We start from the raw sequence: 16,336 nt of genomic DNA on the forward strand, positions 1-16,336 counted from the left end.
GAGGTGGTTAGACAAGCGAACGAGAGGGGCCGCGGTGGCGACCGAGACTGTGACGGCGTCGGTAGGGCTCCGATCCGAGCGCGGCGCCGTGCTCGGCTCGCTGATGCTGGCGACCGCGCTGGTTGCCCTCGATTCGACGGTGATCGCCACGGCGGTGCTCACCATCACCGGCAGTCTCGGCGGCTTCGCGCAGTTCCCCTGGTTGTTCTCCATCTATCTGCTGGCGCAAGCGGTGACGGTACCGATCTACGGCAAGCTCGCCGACACCGTGGGCCGCAAACCCGTGATCCTCTTCGGCATCGCGATGTTCGCGCTGGGTTCGCTGCTGTGCGGCGTCGCGACCAGCATGCTCGGGCTGATCGTCTTCCGCGCCGTGCAGGGAATCGGCGCCGGAGCGATCCAGCCGATGACGATGACCATCGCGGGCGACCTGTACACGCTGGCGGAGCGTGCCAGGGTGCAGGGCTATCTGGCCAGCGTGTGGGCCATGTCGAGTGTGGCGGGTCCGCTGCTGGGCGGCCTGTTCGCCGAGTACGTCAGCTGGCGCTGGATCTTCCTGATCAACCTGCCGCTGTGCGCGCTGGCCGGATGGATGCTGGTGCGCAACTTCGCCGAGAGCGCCCCGCGGCGCAGACAGAGCGTCGACTACCTGGGTGCGGCTCTGCTGGCGGTCGGAGCGGGCGCGTTGATCCTCGGACTGCTCGAGGGCGGCCAGGCGTGGGCATGGTCCTCGCCCGCCGGCATCGGGATCTTCGCGGGCGGCGCGGTCCTGCTGGTGCTGTTCGGACTGGTCGAACGCAGGGCGCGGAATCCGATCCTGCCGCTGTGGGTGTTCACCCGCCGGGTGGTGATCGCCAGCAGTCTGGTGTCGGTGCTGATCGGCGCCGTCGTGCTGGGAGCGACCTCCTATGTGCCGACGTTCACCCAGGGTGTACTCGGCACCGGCGCGCTGGTCGCGGGCCTGACGGTCGGCGCACTCACACTGGGCTGGCCGCTGGCCGCCTCTCAGGCCGGAAAGGTGTACCTGCGCTTCGGCTTTCGCGCGACCGCCCTGCTCGGCAGCGGTCTGGCCGCGATCGGCGCCGTGAGCACACTGCTGATCACGCAGCACTCGGCGCTGTGGCAGGTCGCCGCGGCGTGCTTCGTGATCGGCATCGGCATGGGCTTGGTCGCCACTCCGACCCTGATCGCGGCGCAGACCAGCGCCGAATGGACCGAGCGGGGCGTGGTCACCTCCGCCAACATGTTCGCGCGCTCGATCGGGAGCGCGGTGGGCGTCGCGGTGTTCGGCGCGATCGTGAACGCGCGGGTGGGTCACACCGATCACCCACTGCCCGAGGCGCTGGCCTCGGCGATACATCTGGTCTTCGTCGCGATCGCGGCGATGGCCGTCGTCATGGTCCTCGCCGCGGCCATGATGCCGCGGCGGGCGGCGACCGACTGACCCTCGGTCCGGCCGGCGCTCGTGGCGGCCCGGAATGAGCTGGGTCGGGCGAGAGCCGGTGGATCGGACGACACGACCGGACGCAGCGGGTTTTCGGAAGCGTCCGGCACCGGAAGTAGCGCAAGCTGAGGCTTCTCAACCGAACCGGAACTCGGAGGTCGCAGTGGCACAGGCTCTATGCGGGATCGTCGGCGTGTTCTTCCTGGGCATGGGTGCGTACGCGCTCGCGGCGCCCGCCGCGCTGATCCGGCCCTTCGGCATCCAGCTCACCGAACCGAGCGCCCGCTACGAAGTGCGCGCCGTCTACGGCGGCTTCGGCGTGGCGATGGCCGCCGTACTCGCGGTGGCCGCCGCCGACCTCGGATTCCTGCGCGGCGGAATCATGGTCACCGTCGGCGCGGCGCTGGCGGGCATGGCGATCGGCCGGGTGGTGTCCGCCGTGCTCGACGAGCGAACGGCTTTCTATCCCACCTGGTTCTACGGCGTGGTGGAGGCGGTCGGCGCCACCGCGCTCTTCCTCGCCGCCTAGCGGGAACCGACCGTCACCTGATGGCGGAATCATTCGCCGTGCCGGGACTGCCGAGTTTGTTCAGCGCGAAGTACCCGGCCGACACCAGCACCGCCCACACCAACCCGACGACGATCGCCGTGCGCCCGCTGTCGGTGAACAGCAGCAGCACGACCACCAAGCCCAGGAAGGCCAGCGCGAGGACGGTCGTGTACGGCGCGGCGGGCAGCCGGTAGTCGCTCGCGGGGAGTTCACCCCGGGCGACCTTGGCGCGGTAGAGCAGGTGGCAGACCAGGATGACGCCCCAGACGAAGATGATGCCGATGGTCGACACCGAGGTGATGTAGGCGAAGGCCTTGTCCGGGGAGATGATGTTGACGACCACGCCGATCACCATCGCCGCCGCCGACGCGGTGATCCCGACCCAGGGCACCGCGTTCGCGCTCAGCCGGGTCAGCCGGGCGGGCGCCTCGCCGCGCAGCGACAAGGTGCGCAGCATCCGGCCGGTCGAGTAGATCCCCGAGTTGCACGACGACAGCGCCGCGGTGAGCAGCACGAAATTCACGATGCCCGCCGCGCCGGGGATGCCGATCTGCTGGAAGACCTCCACGAACGGGCTCTTGCCCGCGTGGAAGTTGCGCCAGCTGGACACGGACATGATCACCACGAGCGCGCCGACGTAGAACAGGCCGATCCGGAACGGGAGCGTGTTGATCGCCTTGCGCAGGGTCGTGCGGGGCTCGCGCGCCTCCCCGGCGGTGACGCCGACCAATTCCACGCCAACGTAGGCGAACAGCACGATCTGCAGCACCAGCAGCGACTGACCGAGGCCGTTGGGGAAAACGCCGCCGTCGGCCCACAGGTTGGTGACGGTGGGATTCGGCGCGTGGCCGAATCCGATCAGCAGCACGCCGATGCCGAGCAGGATCATGCCGATGATCGCGGTCACCTTGATGGCGGAGAACCAGAACTCGCCCTCACCGAACAGCCGCACCGAGATCAGGTTGGCGGCGAACATCACCGCGAGCACGACCAGCGCGGTGATCCACGCCGGGATGTCGAACCAGTACTGCACGTACTTGCCCGCCACGGTGATCTCGGCCATGCAGGTGGCCACCCACACCGCCCAGTACGACCAGCCGGTGACGAAACCGGCGAAGCGACCGAGGAATTCGTGCGCGTACTCGGCGAAGCTGCCCGAGGTCGGCCGGTAGGTCAGCAGTTCGCCGAGCGCTCGCATGATCACGAAGATGGCCAGGCCCGCCGCCAGGTAAGCCAGGATGAGGCCGGGGCCCGCTTGCTCGATCGCGCCGCCCGCGCCATAGAACAGGCCCGTGCCGATCGCGCCGCCGATGGCGATCATCTGAATGGTGCGCGGGCTCAGGCCCCGGGCATAGCCTTCCGAGTCGCCGCTGTCCGCCGGAGCCGACGGTCCGGCGTCCTGAAGGTGACGGTCGGAGGCTGTCATACTGCGGTCCTTCCCCTCGCTGGGCGGCGACACGCGAGGACGCCGGTCGCCGGCCGGTGCGCCGAACACGCGACGTCGGATCATCGCACGTCCGGCCTGGATCAGCTCGTCACGCTACCGCCCCGGTGCGACGCGTGGTGCCCGGGCCACGCACCGAGGTCACCCGCACCTGTCGGATGGGCGTTCTGGCATGCCATCATCGGGTCCCTACCGAAAGCATGTGTCATGACCGAAATGCCCGCCGGGCGCTCGCGAGCAGCACGCTATGCGATCCGCACCACCGTTGTCCTGCTCGCGATCGTCGCCGTCCTGGTCGGTGCGGCGTTCGCGACGACGGCGGTCCTGAACATCCCGTCGCCGCCGACGCTGCTGCGACTCATGACCGACCCGCCCTCCGCGCAGGGCGCGCTGTTCCAGAGCCGTACGGTGGCCGCCTCCCCCACCCCGCGTCCCCTGCCGCTCGCGCCGCGGCCGCTGCCCGACCGGGTGCCGTGGAAGGGCTCGTACCTCTCGATCTCCGATTTCCTCGACACCACGCACACCAATTCGTTCCTGGTCCTGCGCGGCGGGGCACGCACGCACGAGTGGTACCGCGACGGCGTCACGGCCACCACCCGCCAGTCCTCGTGGTCGGTGGTGAAGTCCATCGTGTCACTGCTGGCCGGTCGAGCCATCGCCGCGGGAAAGCTCGGCGAACACGACCGCCTGGTGCAGATCCTGCCCGAGCTGACCACCGGCGGCGCGTACGACACCGTCACCATCCGCGACCTGCTGGACATGGCCTCCGGTGTCGACGTCTCGGAGAACTACAACAAGTACATGCCGCTGACCGGCACCGCACGGATGTATCTCACCGAGGATCTCGCCGGATTCGTCCGGGACCACCATAGCCTGCGGTTCCCGCCGGGCAGCGCGGGTGAATACCGCAGCGTCGACACCCAACTGCTGGGCATGGCGCTGGCACGAGTCGAGGGCTTGCCGCTGAGTGAGCTGTTGGAGCGCGACCTCTGGGCCCCGATCGGCGCCGAGGACGACGCGCTGTGGAATCTCGATCACGCCGGCGGCCAGGAGAAGGGGTTCTGCTGCCTGAACGCGACGGCCCGTGACTTCGCCAAGATCGGCCAGCTGGTGCTGGACGGCGGCCGTGTGGGCGACGCGCAGATCGTGCCGCCCGAATGGGTCGAACGCATCCGCACCCCGGCCCCGCACCGGGTGGGCGATTGGCCCTATGGCGCGCAGTGGTGGCACCCGACCGGTGGGGACGGCGCCGATCTCACCGCTGTCGGCGTCTACGGCCAGTACGTCTACGTGGACCCGCCCAGCGGCACCGTCATCGTCAAGCTCAGCGACCACGGGACCACCCAGGACGAGCAGGAGATCATCGAGGTGTTCCGCGCGATCGCGCGCGGTTGAGGCGGCCGGCGAAATACACCGGGGACGCCGGGCGTTGGGACTGGAGATCGGCACTCTGGAGGAGCTTCATGATCGACGTCCCGCTGTCCGTACTGGATCTCGCGCCGGTGCAGTCCGGCCGCACCGTCGGCGAGGGGCTCGAGGCGACCACCGAATTGGCCAGGCGCACCGAGGCTTTGGGCTACCACCGCTTCTGGGTGGCCGAACACCACAACATGCCCGGCATCGCCAGTTCGGCGCCGAGCGTGCTGCTGGCCCACCTGGCGGCCGCCACCTCCACCATCCGGGTCGGCTCCGGCGGGGTGATGCTGCCCAACCACGCACCGCTCGTGGTCGCCGAGCAGTTCGGCACCCTGCACGCGCTGCATCCCGGACGGATCGACCTGGGCATCGGACGCGCGCCCGGCACCGACCAGGCGACCGCCCGCGCGCTGCGGCGGACCGCCGACGGCCTGTCGGCGGAGTCGTTCCCGCAGGAACTGGCCGCACTGCTCGGCTACTTCCGCGGGTCCGATCCCGGCGGCATCGCCGCGACGCCGGGCCGCGGCGAGGAGCCGGACATCTGGCTGCTGGGTTCCAGCGGCTACAGCGCCCAGGTCGCCGCCGTGCTCGGGCTGCCGTTCGCCTTCGCGCATCACATCAGCCCCGACAACACCGAACCCGCGCTTGCGCTCTACCGCGAGCACTTCCGGCCCTCCGAACGCCTGGAGCGCCCGCACGCGATGGTGGCGCTCGCGGCGATCTGCGCCGACACCGACGAGCGCGCCGAGGTCCTCGCCGGTCCGCGTGACCTGGCCTTCCTGAACCTGGTGCGCGGCACGCCGCAGGCCCTGGCCACGCCGGAGGACGCGGTCGCGTTCCGCCCGTCCGAGCACGAGCGCGCCTTCATCCGGCAGCGCCGGGCCGGGCAGTTGCTCGGCTCGCCGGAAACGGTGCGCGCGCAGCTCGCGGACCTGCTGCGCCGCACCCGAGCAGACGAGCTGATGATCAACACGTTGGTCTACGACATCGACGACCGCGTCCGGTCGTTCGAACTGCTCACCGAGAAGGTCGCGGCCTGAGCCGCGGGTCAGTGCAGCCGGAAACCGTGGTTGGTCAGCGACTCGCGCAGCCGGTGCCTGCCGCCCAGCGCCGCCGCAGAGGCCAGCCTGGCCAACACACGCTCGGTCCAGGAATGCGAGAGCTGTTGCTCGGCATAGAATTCCGCGATCCGGGTCTCGTACTCGGCCACGTGCGCCCGCTGCGCGGCGAGGTCGTAGGTCTCCCGGTGCAAAACGGCCTCCTGCGGCAGGCGCGGCTTCACCCGGGCGTCCTCGGCGGGGTCGGGGTGGCCGACCACCAAACCGAAGACGGCGAACACCTGCGGCGGCAGGCCGAGCTCGGCGGCGACCTCTTCCGGCTTGTTGCGCAGGGCACCGATGTAGACGGTGCCGAGCCCGAGCGATTCCGCCGCCACGACCGCGTTCTGCGCCGCGAGCGCGGCGTCGATGAATCCGACGTAGCTCGACTCGAGGTAGTCCGCGCCCTCGAGCGGCGCGCTCCGGTCGGCGGCGAGCTGGCGCAGGCGGGCGAAATCGGCCGTCCAGACCAGCAGCACCGGCGCCTGCACGATGTGGGCCTGATCGCCCGCCAGCGCGGCCAGACGCGCCTTGCGCTGCGGGTCACGGACCGCGATGACGCTCCAGACCTGCAGATTCGACGAGGTCGGCGCGGACTGCGCCGCGGAGATCAGCAGACGCAGGGTGGCGTCGGGCACCGGGTCGGACAGGTAGCGGCGCACCGAGCGGTGCTCGTGCAGCACCTGCAAAACTTGGTTCCACTGCGCAGGTTCGACCGGTTGCGGGTCGCGGTAACGCTGCTGCACGGCGTGGGTCGGTGTGGGCACGGACTGCGTCATGGTGGTCATCTTTTCGCCAGGGCGGCACGCCGTCAGCGGTTGCCCGCAGCTCGAGCCGAACGCAGGTAGGGTAAGTAAGGCAATCCTAATTATCTTTATCGGAGGTTCTCTTGGCACGTCCTCGCACCACCCTCACGGTGCAGCGCACCGAATGGCTCACCCCGCACCTGATCCGGGTGCACCTCGGCGGCCCCGGCTTCGCCGCGTTCCGGCCCAGCGAGTTCACCGACTCCTATGTGAAGTTCATCTTCCCGCAGGACGGGAACGAGGTCCTGCGTACATACACCGTCCGATCGGTGGACCCGGTCGCCGAGGAGATCGCGGTGGATTTCGTCTTCCACGGCGCGGAGGGCATCGCGGGACCATGGGCCGCCGAGGTTCAGCCGGGCGCGACCATCGACCTGTACGGTCCCGGCGGCGCCTACGCTCCGCGTCCGGACGCCGACTGGCATCTGCTGGCCGGTGACGAGGCGGCGCTGCCCGCCATCGCCGCGGCACTCGAGGCGATGCCCGCCGAAGCGACCGGCCTCGCATTCGTCGAAATCGCCGGTCCGGACGACGAGCTGCCCGTGAAGCAGCCGGACGGCATCGAGCTGACCTGGCTGCACCGTGGGATCCGGGCCCCGGGTGAATTACTCGCCGAAACCGTCCGCGCGGCACCGTGGGCGCCCGGCCAGGTCCAGGTGTTCATCCACGGTGAAGCCAAGTCGGTCATGCAGGATCTGCGCCGCTATGTCCGCAAGGATCGCGGTGTCCCGGCCGAGTGGGCGGCATCGATCTCCGGGTACTGGCGTCGCGGCCGCACCGAGGAAGGCTTCCGGGAATGGAAGGCCGAACTGCGGGCGACCGAGGAAGCCGACGGCTGAACCGTCAATCGCCCCAGCCGCTCATCGCCACGATCGCGTCCCAGGTGAGCGTCGGGAGTTCGGGGTGACGCTGCTGGATGATCACACCGGCGAGGCTCGCGGGCGGCGCCTTCCGCGGATCGGCCAAGGCCTGGGCTTCGATCGCCGCGCCGAGCGCGCGGCTACCGCCCAGCCGCGGATACGCGGCGTGCACCAGGTCGGCGAAGCCCGGCGGCAGGTCGGCGGGGGCGCCGCCCACGTCGATGCCGATCCCGTCCACCGCGATCCACGTTTCCGGCGGCCTGCGGCGGCGCCAGACCGGCGAGTCGGTGAAACCGGAGGTGTGCGCGGCGATCGCGTCCCAGATCGTGTCCACCCTGGTGTCGGTGACGCCGTTGTCCTCGAGGAATCGCGCGGCGCGATCGGCGCCGTCGATCTCGAACCTCTGCTCGCCGCCCGCGCTGCCGGCCAAGCCGATGTCGTGCAGTGCGCAGATGAGATACATGGTCTCTTCGTCGTAGTCGGCGCCGGGCCGCAGGCCTTGCCGCTCGGCGACCGCACGTCCGAAGAGGAAGCCGCGCAGGCTGTGGTTGCGCAGCATCGGGGAGAGTTCGGCGGTGATGAGTCGATTCGCCCTGTCCGCCAATGAGGTAGACGGAAAGTTCAGTGAAACATTCTGCGCCGCAGCCGGTTTCGATGCGACGACGTATGCGCTCGCGGCGATGCCCGCGCCCAGCGCGGCACGACGGGACATGGACATGGTCGTACTCCTGGTGAGTGAAGGGTGCGATCAGCTCGCGGGCGCGCGGAAGCGCCTGCGGTAGTCGCTCGGCGAGGTGCCGAGCAGGTCGAGGAAGGTGCGGCGCATCGTCTCCTCGGAGCCGAATCCGCTGCGCCGGGCGACCGCCGTCATCGGCTCGTCGCCGGATTCGAGCAGTGCCTGTGCGGCCTCCAGCCGGGCCTGCTTGACGTAGCGCCCCGGCGTCATGCCGATCTCCTGCCGGAACAGGCGGCTGAGATGGCGTTCGCTCAGTGCGGCGCGGGCGGCCATGGCCGCCAGGCTGTGGTCGGCGCACAGATCGGCGACCACAGCGTCGACCACCTGACGCAGACCGTCGGTGCGCGGCGTCGGAATGCTCGTGCGCACGCTGAACTGCGATTGGCCGCCGGGCCGGTGCAGGAACACGACGAGATGTTTCGCCAGCGAGCGCGCGAGTTCGGCGCCGTGCTCCTCCTCCACCAGCGCCAGGGCCATATCGATGCCGGCGGTGACTCCCGCGGAGGTGATGATCGGGCCGTCGCGCAGATAGATGGCGTCGGCGTCGACCCGGACGAGCGGAAACCGCTGGGCCAGCGCGGCACACGCCAGCCAATGCGTGGTGGCGCGCCGCCCGTCCAGCAAACCGGCCTCGGCCAGTACGAACGCGCCGGTGCACACCGAGGCCACCCGCCGCGCCGCGCCGCCGACCGCGCGCACCGCGTCCACCAGCGCGGCCGGAACGTCGTCCTCCGGTGGATATCCCGGCACCAGCAGCGTGTCGACCGAGCCGCTCAGCTCGCCCAGCGCACCGTCGACACCGAGCGGTACGCCGACGTCGGTGCGCACCGGAGTTCCGTCGGGCGAGGCGAAGCGAATCCGGCGCCCGGCCCAGTGCAGCACCTGCACCGGCCCAGCGACGTCGAGCATCAGCACCCCGTCCGATACCGCGACCACGACGTCACCGCTTTCCTGCATGAACCCAGTCTCGAGCCGCCGGGACGAGTCCGCAAGGACACGTAACCCACAGATCCGGACAGGTGAACCGAATGGGCGCGGGCACGAGAATCCGCGAGGGCCGCGGGTCTCGGCCGGCGGCCCTACGTCAGCAGGGCCTACGTCAGCTGGGCCTACGTCAGCAGTGCCCTACGTCAGCAGGGCACTAGGTGAGCAGGCCGACGATGGTGGCGGACAGGAAGCTGACCAAGGTCGCGCCGTAGAGCAAGCGAAGCCCGTTGCGTGCGATGACGGTGCCCTGTTTTTCGCTGAGGCTGCGAACGGCGCCGGTGACGATGGCGATCGTGGAGAAGTTCGCGAACGACACCAGGTAGGTGGACACGATCGCGACCGTGCGCTCGGACAGTCCGGCCTTGTCGCTGTTCAGTTCCTGCATGGCGACCACCTCGTTGGAGACCAGCTTGGTGCCCATGAATCGGCCCGCGGCCGCCGCCTCGTCCCAGGGGACGCCGGTCAGCCACGCGCCGGGTGCGAAGACGTGCCCCATCACGTCCTGGAACGTGGTGCCGTGGAACAGCGCGGCGAAGATTCCGTTGATCATGGCCAGCAGAGCGATGAATCCGATCAGCATGGCCGCGACGGTGAAGGCGACCTTGAAACCCACCAGGATGTACTCGGTGAGCATCTCGAAGAACGATTGCGGTTTGCGGCTGTCGGCGATCTCCTCGCCGAGCAGTCGGGCATCGTCGGCGGCAGTGACCGCGTAGGGGTTGATCAACGAGCACACCACGAAGGCGCCCAGCATGTTCAGCATGATGGCGGCGATCACGTACTTCGGGTCGATGAGCAGCATGTAGGCGCCGAGGATGCCCGCGGAGACCGTCGACATCGCCGAAGCCGCCAGCGTGTACATCCGCTGCGGCGGGATGTCGTCGAGCATGGCGCGCAGCGAGATGAACACCTCGGATTGACCGAGGATGGCGGAGGCGACGGCGTTGAAGGATTCGATCTTGCCGAAGCCGCTCACCCACGCCAGCAGCAGGCCGAGGCACTTGATGATCCACGGCAGCACCCGCAGGTGCTGCAAGATGCCGATCAAGGCGGAAACGAGCACGATCGGCATCAGCACCGCGAACAGGAATGCGGGTCCGCTGCTGCCGACGCTGGGCAGGTCACCGAAGACGAAACCCGTCCCCTGGGCGGCGTAGCCGAGGATGTGGGCGAAGGTGTCGCTGACCGCGCGGATCACGGTGGCCCCGATCCCGGTTTTCAGCAGGAGGAAACCGAGCGCGACTTGCACTATCAGCAGGACAGCGATCCGCGGCAGCCGTCCGGCGGCGGCGCGGCGGTCGGTGCTGGGCAACCAGGCCAGCAGCAGGAAGCACACCAGCCCGCCGGCCCCGATCAGATGATGCACGCGCACCTCGGTTGCCCTGGCGTACAACAGCTATTGGGAGCACCTCTCATGTCGGTCTATGGTGCGGTGTCTCCACAGTTGAGAAGCCGTGCCGCCCTGCTCGCGCCCCCGCGACGGGCGCTTCCCCGCTCACCGTCTGATGCGGCGGGTCGACCCCCGCACGCACCGGTCTCCACCATTGCTCCGGTCACCCGCTGATCCGGCCGGACAGCACCAGCGGCATCCAGCCGTGAGCCGCCCGGGAGCATCTGGGTCCCGGGCGGCTCGGACGTGGCGACGGCTCGCGCGCTACTGTCGCGGCGCGCGCAACGCCTCCTCCACGAACTTCGTGGTGTAGGTCTCGGAAAGGTCGATGCGATCGCGCACGGGACGCACGTTCTTCGAGTACTTGCCGAGAATGTCCAGCACGTTCTGCGCGCCCTCGGGTTTCATCAACCCGTCGCCGTTGAACATGCCGATGGAGTCGCGGATCGACTGGACGTAGAGGTCCTTGCCCGCGCTCGCGTACTGCGGCGGCATCTTCTCGGCGATCTCCTCGGGCGTGTGCGTCCGGATCCATTGCAGCGTCTGCACGAACGCGGCGGCGAGTTTGCGCACGATGTCCGGGTGGGCGTCGATCGTCGCGCAGTTCATGTACAGCGACGTCGCCGGGTACAGCCCGCCGAGTGCGGCGCGAGTGCCCGCCTCGGTGCGCATGTCGACCAGGATCCGCGCATCGCCGGAATTCACCATCTGCGCCACGGTCGGATCGGTGGTCATGCCCGCGTCGATGCCGTCGTGATTCATGCCCGCGATGAACGTCTGTCCGGCACCGACTTTCACCCGGGTGTAATCGGCGGTGGACATGCCCTCCTGGCCCGTGAGCGCCTGGGTCAGGAAGTCGGTCGAGGAACCGAGCGAGGTCACGCCCAGCTTCTTGCCGCGCAGGTCGGCGACCGAGGTGATGTCCGCTTCCGCCTTCGACACCAGCTCGACCTCACCCGGCACATCGGACATCTGCACCACCGAGCGGATGCACTGGTCCTTGGCCTGCAGGTCGATGGTGTGGTCGTAGAACCCGACCACACCCTGCACATCACCGGTGAGCAACGCGGTTTCGGCGGTGGCGCCGGACTGCTCACCGAGCAGCTCGACGTCGATGTCGTTGCGCTCGAAGAAGCCGAGTTGCCGGGTGAGCACGGCGGGCAGATAGATGACCTTTTCCAGCCCGCCCACCATGATCGTGATCTGCGGGCGGCCGTCGGCCATCGGGATGGTGCGGGAGTCCCGGCATCCGGTGGCCAGCAGCAAGGCCGTGATCGCGACGGCCACCAGGGCCAGGTGCTTGCGATACCTCATGATCAGATCCCGTGGTTCGAGGTCGTCTGCGACGGACGCCATTTCAGCAATCGGTTCTCCGCCACGCCGATCCCCCACTCGGCGATCAACGCGATCACGGTGATGATGATCATGCCCGCGTAGATGCCCGCCGAGTCGAAAGTGCCCTGCGCGTTGCTGATCAGCAGACCCAAACCTTTACTGGCGCCCGCGTATTCGCCCACGACGGCGCCGATCAGCGCGAAGCCGAAGGCGGTGTGCAGGCTGGACAGGATCCAGGTGGTCGCGCTGGGCAGAACGATCGACACCAGCACTTGCCTGCGACTCGCGCCGAGAATGCGGGCATTGTTCATCACGTTGCCGTCGACCTCACGCGCACCGGTGAACGCGTTGAAGAACACCGCGAAGAACACCAGCACCACCACCGTGGCGACCTTCGAGCTCAGACCGAGACCGAACCAGATGATGAACAGCGAGGCCAGCACGATGCGCGGAACGGCGTTGAGCGCCTTGATGAACGGTGCGAGCACTTCGGCCCAGTACCGGCTGCGGCCGAGCAACACGCCCAGCACGACGCCGGCCACCGTGCCGATCACGAAGCCGAGCACGGCCTCCTGCACGGTGGTGTAGATCTGCAACCAGATCGAGCCGAACTGCGTTCCCTCGGTGAACCATTCGACCAACCGCGCCCAGATCAGCGATGGCTTGGAGTAGAAGAAGGGGTCGATCCACACCGTGGCGGTGAGCTCCCAGGCGCCCAGCCACAGCGCCACCAGCGCGGCACGCAGGCCCCAGGTGCGCACCCGTGCGCGCCGCGCGGCGGTCCGCACCCTGGCCAGGATCTGCTCTTCGGTCTCGTTCTCCACCACGGGCGTGGTGACGGCGTCGGGCGCCAGTACGTCATGCGACACGGGAGGCTCCTTTCGCGCGGGCCGCCTCGACCTGGTCGCGCAGCGTTTCCCAGATTTCCTTGTAGATGTCGCGGAACTCGGTCGTCAGCCGGACGTCCTCGACGCTGCGCGGCCGCGTCAAGCCGACGGTGAAGTCCCCGCATACGGTGGCCGGGCTCGCGGTCATGACGACCACCCGGTCGGCGAGCACGATCGCCTCCTCCAGATCGTGCGTGACGAAGATGACCGCCGCGTTGGTGCCCGCCCACACCCGCAGCAGTTCGTCCTGCATGAGCTGACGGGTCTGCACGTCCAGCGCGCTGAACGGCTCGTCCATGAGCAGGATCTCCGGCTCGTTGACCAGCGTCTGCGCCAGTGCCACGCGCTTGCGCATGCCGCCGGACAGCTGATGCGGGTAGTAGCTCTCGAAACCGGCCAGACCGACGGTGCGCACCCACCCCGACGCCTTCGCGCGGGCCTCGGCTCGCGACGCGCCGCGCAGCCGCGGGCCGAGCGCGACGTTGTCCAGCACGCTCTTCCACGGCAGCACCGCGTCCTGCTGGAACATGTAGCCGATGCCGTCCGGAATGCCCTCGACGTCCTTGCCGCGCACCAGCGTCCGTCCTGCCGAAGCCGGCTCCAGCCCGGACACCAGCGACAACGTCGTGGACTTGCCACATCCGGTCGGGCCGACGACGGCGACGAATTCGCCGGGACGCACCGCGAGGTCCAAATTGCGCACGGCGGTGTGGATGCCACCGCCGGTGCCGGGGAAGCGCTTGGTCGCGCTCCGCAGCTCGATGAGTGATTGCGTCATTGCTTCCTACTCCTGCGAGATCGGGTAGGGCGAACGTACGTGGCCCCGGTCACACGCCGGAGCTTGTGCGCACAACCGCCACAAACGCGGGATTCGCAGGTTTTGCGCATTCTGCTCACGCTCCCGTGCGCGGTGTTCTGCGCCTATGCTGCGCCCATGGCCACTGAGGGCGCGCGGGCCGTGCGGTTGCGGACCCAGGTTCTGCTGTCGCAGATCCTGGTCGTCGCGCTGACGCTCGGGGTCGCGTTCGCGGTCTTCGGCTACCTCAGTGATCAGCGGCTACGCGACGCCTACGGCCAGCGCGCCCTGGCCGTCGCACGCACCGTCGCCGCCGATCCTGTGGTGCGCGCCGAAGTGGCCGGATACGCGCCCGGCGCGATCGCCGATGATCCCGGCGTGCGCCAGGAACTCGCCGCCGGTCCGCTGGAGCGGCTCGCGGTGGAGGCGACGCGGCGTAACGATGCGCTGTTCGTGGTGATCACCGACGACGCGGGCGTCCGCTTGGCCCATCCGGACTCGGGCAGGCTCGCCGAGCACGTCAGCACCGATCCGTCCGAGGCGCTCGCGGGCCGCGAGTCGATCACCGAGGAACGCGGCACCCTCGGAGACTCGGTGCGCGCGAAGGTTCCGGTGCTGACTCCCGATTCCGACCGGGTGGTCGGCGCGGTCAGCGTGGGCATCGCCACCGACGCGGTGCACGATCAACTGCTCGGCGATCTGCGCACCGCGGGCGGGCTGGTCGCGGTGGCGCTGCTGGTCGGCATCGCCGGATCGGCCCTGCTCGCCCGCCGGTGGCGCGGGCTCACGCTCGGACTGGAACCGGGCGAACTGGCCGAACTGGTCCGTAGCCAGGCCGCGGTGCTGCACGGCATCGGCGGCGGCGTGCTCGCCGTCGACGCGTCCTGGCGCACCACCTTCGTCAGCGACGAGGCGCGCAGACTGCTGAGCATCGCCCCGGACATCGGGCGTCCGGTGGACGAGGTCGGGTTGACGCCACGGGTGCTCGAAGTATTCCGCGACCTCGACGAACAACCCGCCTCGGCGACGGTCGGCGCGAACATCGTCATCGTGTCGGCGCGCCGGGTCAGCCGGGACGGGCGCGATCTCGGCGCGGTGCTCACGGTGCGCGACCGCACGGACGTGGAATCGCTGACCCGCCAGCTGGACGCGGTGCAGTCGATGAGCACGGTGCTGCGCGCGCAGCGCCACGAGTTCTCCAACAAGATGCACCTGATCAGCGGCCTGCTGCACAGCGGGCGGGTGGACGAGGCGGCGCGGTCGGCCGACGAGCTGATCGGGGCTGGTCCGCTCGGTCCGGCGACGCCGGGCATCGACGCCATTCACGATGCGTACCTGCAAGCGTTCCTGGCCGCCAAGGCCGCGCACGCCAGGGAGAACGGCGTCGAGCTCGTGCTCGGGCCCAACACCTGGGTCGAGGGCGGGCTCACCGATCCGGTGGACGTGACCACCGTGCTCGGCAACCTGCTGGACAACGCCATAGAGGCCGTCCGCACCCGGGACCGGCCGGTCCGCCAAGTGGAAGTCGAGCTGGTGCAGGAGGATTCGACGCTGCACATCACTGTCGCCGACAGCGGCGACGGGGTGGCACCCGACCTGGTGGACACGCTGTTCACCGAAGGGGTCTCCACCCGCGACGACCGCGGCGTCCCCGGTGGGCGCGGGGTCGGCCTCGCCCTGATCCGCCAGATCGCCCGCTCGCACGGCGGCGACGTTCGCCTGTCGAGTCCCGGCGGGGGCGAGCCGCCGCTCACCGGCGCGGAATTCATCGCCCGCATCCCCGGAGTGCTCGTGGAGAGCGAGGTGTCATGGCCGCGCCGACCTTGACCGTACTTGTTGTCGACGACGACTTCCGAGTGGCGAACCTGCACGCCGGAATCGCGGCGTCCATCCCGGGTTTCACGGTGGCGGGCACCGCCAACACCCTCGCCGCCGCGCGGGAACTGGTCGCGACGGAGCAGATAGACCTGGCGCTGGTGGACGTCTATCTGCCGGACGGATCCGGCATAGATTTCGTGCGGGAGATCCATTGCGACGCGATGATGCTCACCGCGTCGACGGAAAGCGACGCCGTGCGCGCCGCCATCGCGGCCGGCGCGCTGGCCTACCTCGTCAAGCCGTTTCCGCACACCGAACTGGCCGCCCGGCTGGCCGCCTACGCCCGGTACCGGCGCATCCTCGCGGCGCCGCAGGTCGACAACGCCCGGGTGTCCGCCGCGCTGCACGCGTTGCGTCCCGCCGTCACCGCAAGCCCGTCGCAAACGGTGTCCTCACCGACCAAAGAGGCTGTCCTGCAAGCGATCATCGACGCGGGCACCCCCTTGTCCGCAGGCGAGGTAGCCGGTGCCATCGGCGTCTCCCGCGCCACCGCGCAGCGCTACCTGGCCGCACTCGTGGCCGGCGGCACGGTACGCATGAGCCTGCGTTACGGCAGCACCGGACGGCCCGAACAGGAGTACTCCGCCGCACCACGGCGCTGAGCGGTCCGATAGAGGGGGCGGGCGCCGCCCGCGATACCGGGATGAACACGTCCGGCCTGCTAGGCAGTGCCCGAACCCTCTGGCCTGACACCTACCTGCGTTCGCCGG

At 69.4% G+C, this 16,336-nt stretch carries 15 protein-coding genes; 7 read left to right on the forward strand and 8 right to left on the reverse strand.

Going from position 1 to position 16,336, the window contains the following annotated elements:
- Positions 1–34 precede the first annotated feature (34 nt).
- Both IU450_RS19720 and IU450_RS39780 read left to right on the forward strand, forming a co-directional pair.
- Positions 35–1,444 (forward strand): MDR family MFS transporter, encoded by a 1,410-nt coding sequence (locus tag IU450_RS19720; RefSeq protein WP_195151229.1) that lies wholly within the window; start codon positions 35–37, stop codon positions 1,442–1,444.
- A 163-nt stretch (positions 1,445–1,607) separates the two neighbouring features.
- Positions 1,608–1,973, forward strand: a complete 366-nt coding sequence (locus IU450_RS39780) for a DUF4345 family protein (protein ID WP_324197736.1) — start codon at positions 1,608–1,610, stop codon at positions 1,971–1,973.
- Positions 1,974–1,986: 13 nt separating this feature from the next.
- On the opposite strand, the gene IU450_RS19730 is transcribed toward IU450_RS39780, so the two are convergent.
- Positions 1,987–3,420 carry an amino acid permease gene (locus IU450_RS19730; RefSeq protein WP_195151231.1) on the reverse strand — a complete coding sequence of 478 codons (1,434 nt, stop codon included), beginning with the start codon at positions 3,418–3,420 and terminating at the stop codon, positions 1,987–1,989.
- Positions 3,421–3,645: 225 nt separating this feature from the next.
- On the opposite strand from IU450_RS19730, the gene IU450_RS19735 reads away from it, so the two are divergent.
- Together IU450_RS19735 and IU450_RS19740 are read left to right on the forward strand one after the other, a co-directional pair.
- Positions 3,646–4,833 (forward strand): serine hydrolase domain-containing protein, encoded by a 1,188-nt coding sequence (locus tag IU450_RS19735; RefSeq protein WP_228834823.1) that lies wholly within the window; start codon positions 3,646–3,648, stop codon positions 4,831–4,833.
- 68 nt (positions 4,834–4,901) lie between these two features.
- The gene (locus tag IU450_RS19740; RefSeq protein WP_195151232.1) at positions 4,902–5,894 is read left to right on the forward strand and encodes an LLM class flavin-dependent oxidoreductase; all 993 of its coding nucleotides are present in this window, start codon (positions 4,902–4,904) and stop codon (positions 5,892–5,894) included.
- Positions 5,895–5,902: 8 nt separating this feature from the next.
- Here the strand turns inward: IU450_RS19740 and IU450_RS19745 are convergent, their stop codons facing one another.
- The gene (locus tag IU450_RS19745; RefSeq protein ID WP_195151233.1) at positions 5,903–6,730 is read right to left on the reverse strand and encodes an NADPH-dependent oxidoreductase; all 828 of its coding nucleotides are present in this window, start codon (positions 6,728–6,730) and stop codon (positions 5,903–5,905) included.
- A 110-nt stretch (positions 6,731–6,840) separates the two neighbouring features.
- Here IU450_RS19745 and IU450_RS19750 point away from each other — a divergent pair, with 110 nt between their 5' ends.
- Positions 6,841–7,596: a siderophore-interacting protein gene (locus IU450_RS19750; RefSeq protein ID WP_195151234.1), complete on the forward strand. Its 756-nt coding sequence runs from the start codon at positions 6,841–6,843 to the stop codon at positions 7,594–7,596.
- A 4-nt stretch (positions 7,597–7,600) separates the two neighbouring features.
- On the opposite strand, the gene IU450_RS19755 is transcribed toward IU450_RS19750, so the two are convergent.
- From IU450_RS19755 to IU450_RS19780, 6 genes are all read right to left on the reverse strand, one after another.
- Positions 7,601–8,335, reverse strand: a complete 735-nt coding sequence (locus tag IU450_RS19755; RefSeq protein ID WP_195151235.1) for an HD domain-containing protein — start codon at positions 8,333–8,335, stop codon at positions 7,601–7,603.
- A gap of 30 nt (positions 8,336–8,365) precedes the next feature.
- On the reverse strand, positions 8,366–9,310 hold the full coding sequence (locus tag IU450_RS19760; protein ID WP_195151236.1) for a GlxA family transcriptional regulator: 945 nt from the start codon (positions 9,308–9,310) through the stop codon (positions 8,366–8,368).
- A 184-nt stretch (positions 9,311–9,494) separates the two neighbouring features.
- Positions 9,495–10,712, reverse strand: coding sequence for a NupC/NupG family nucleoside CNT transporter (locus tag IU450_RS19765; RefSeq protein WP_416382886.1), 1,218 nt, complete (start codon positions 10,710–10,712; stop codon positions 9,495–9,497).
- 282 nt (positions 10,713–10,994) lie between these two features.
- Complete coding sequence (locus IU450_RS19770) at positions 10,995–12,044, reverse strand: ABC transporter substrate-binding protein (RefSeq protein WP_195151237.1); 1,050 nt, start codon at positions 12,042–12,044, stop codon at positions 10,995–10,997.
- Between the two features lie 2 nt (positions 12,045–12,046).
- Positions 12,047–12,934: an ABC transporter permease gene (locus tag IU450_RS19775; protein ID WP_195151238.1), complete on the reverse strand. Its 888-nt coding sequence runs from the start codon at positions 12,932–12,934 to the stop codon at positions 12,047–12,049.
- Positions 12,924–13,730: an ABC transporter ATP-binding protein gene (locus IU450_RS19780; RefSeq protein WP_195151239.1), complete on the reverse strand. Its 807-nt coding sequence runs from the start codon at positions 13,728–13,730 to the stop codon at positions 12,924–12,926. The genes IU450_RS19775 and IU450_RS19780 overlap by 11 nt, the downstream gene beginning before the upstream one ends.
- A gap of 156 nt (positions 13,731–13,886) precedes the next feature.
- On the opposite strand from IU450_RS19780, the gene IU450_RS19785 reads away from it, so the two are divergent.
- On the forward strand, positions 13,887–15,575 hold the full coding sequence (locus IU450_RS19785; protein WP_195151240.1) for an ATP-binding protein: 1,689 nt from the start codon (positions 13,887–13,889) through the stop codon (positions 15,573–15,575).
- On the forward strand, positions 15,557–16,228 hold the full coding sequence (locus tag IU450_RS19790) for a response regulator (RefSeq protein ID WP_195151241.1): 672 nt from the start codon (positions 15,557–15,559) through the stop codon (positions 16,226–16,228). The genes IU450_RS19785 and IU450_RS19790 overlap by 19 nt, the downstream gene beginning before the upstream one ends.
- Positions 16,229–16,336: the final 108 nt, after the last annotated feature.

Origin of the sequence: Nocardia abscessus (assembly GCF_015477775.1) — a bacterium.
Lineage (GTDB): Bacteria > Actinomycetota > Actinomycetes > Mycobacteriales > Mycobacteriaceae > Nocardia > Nocardia abscessus_A.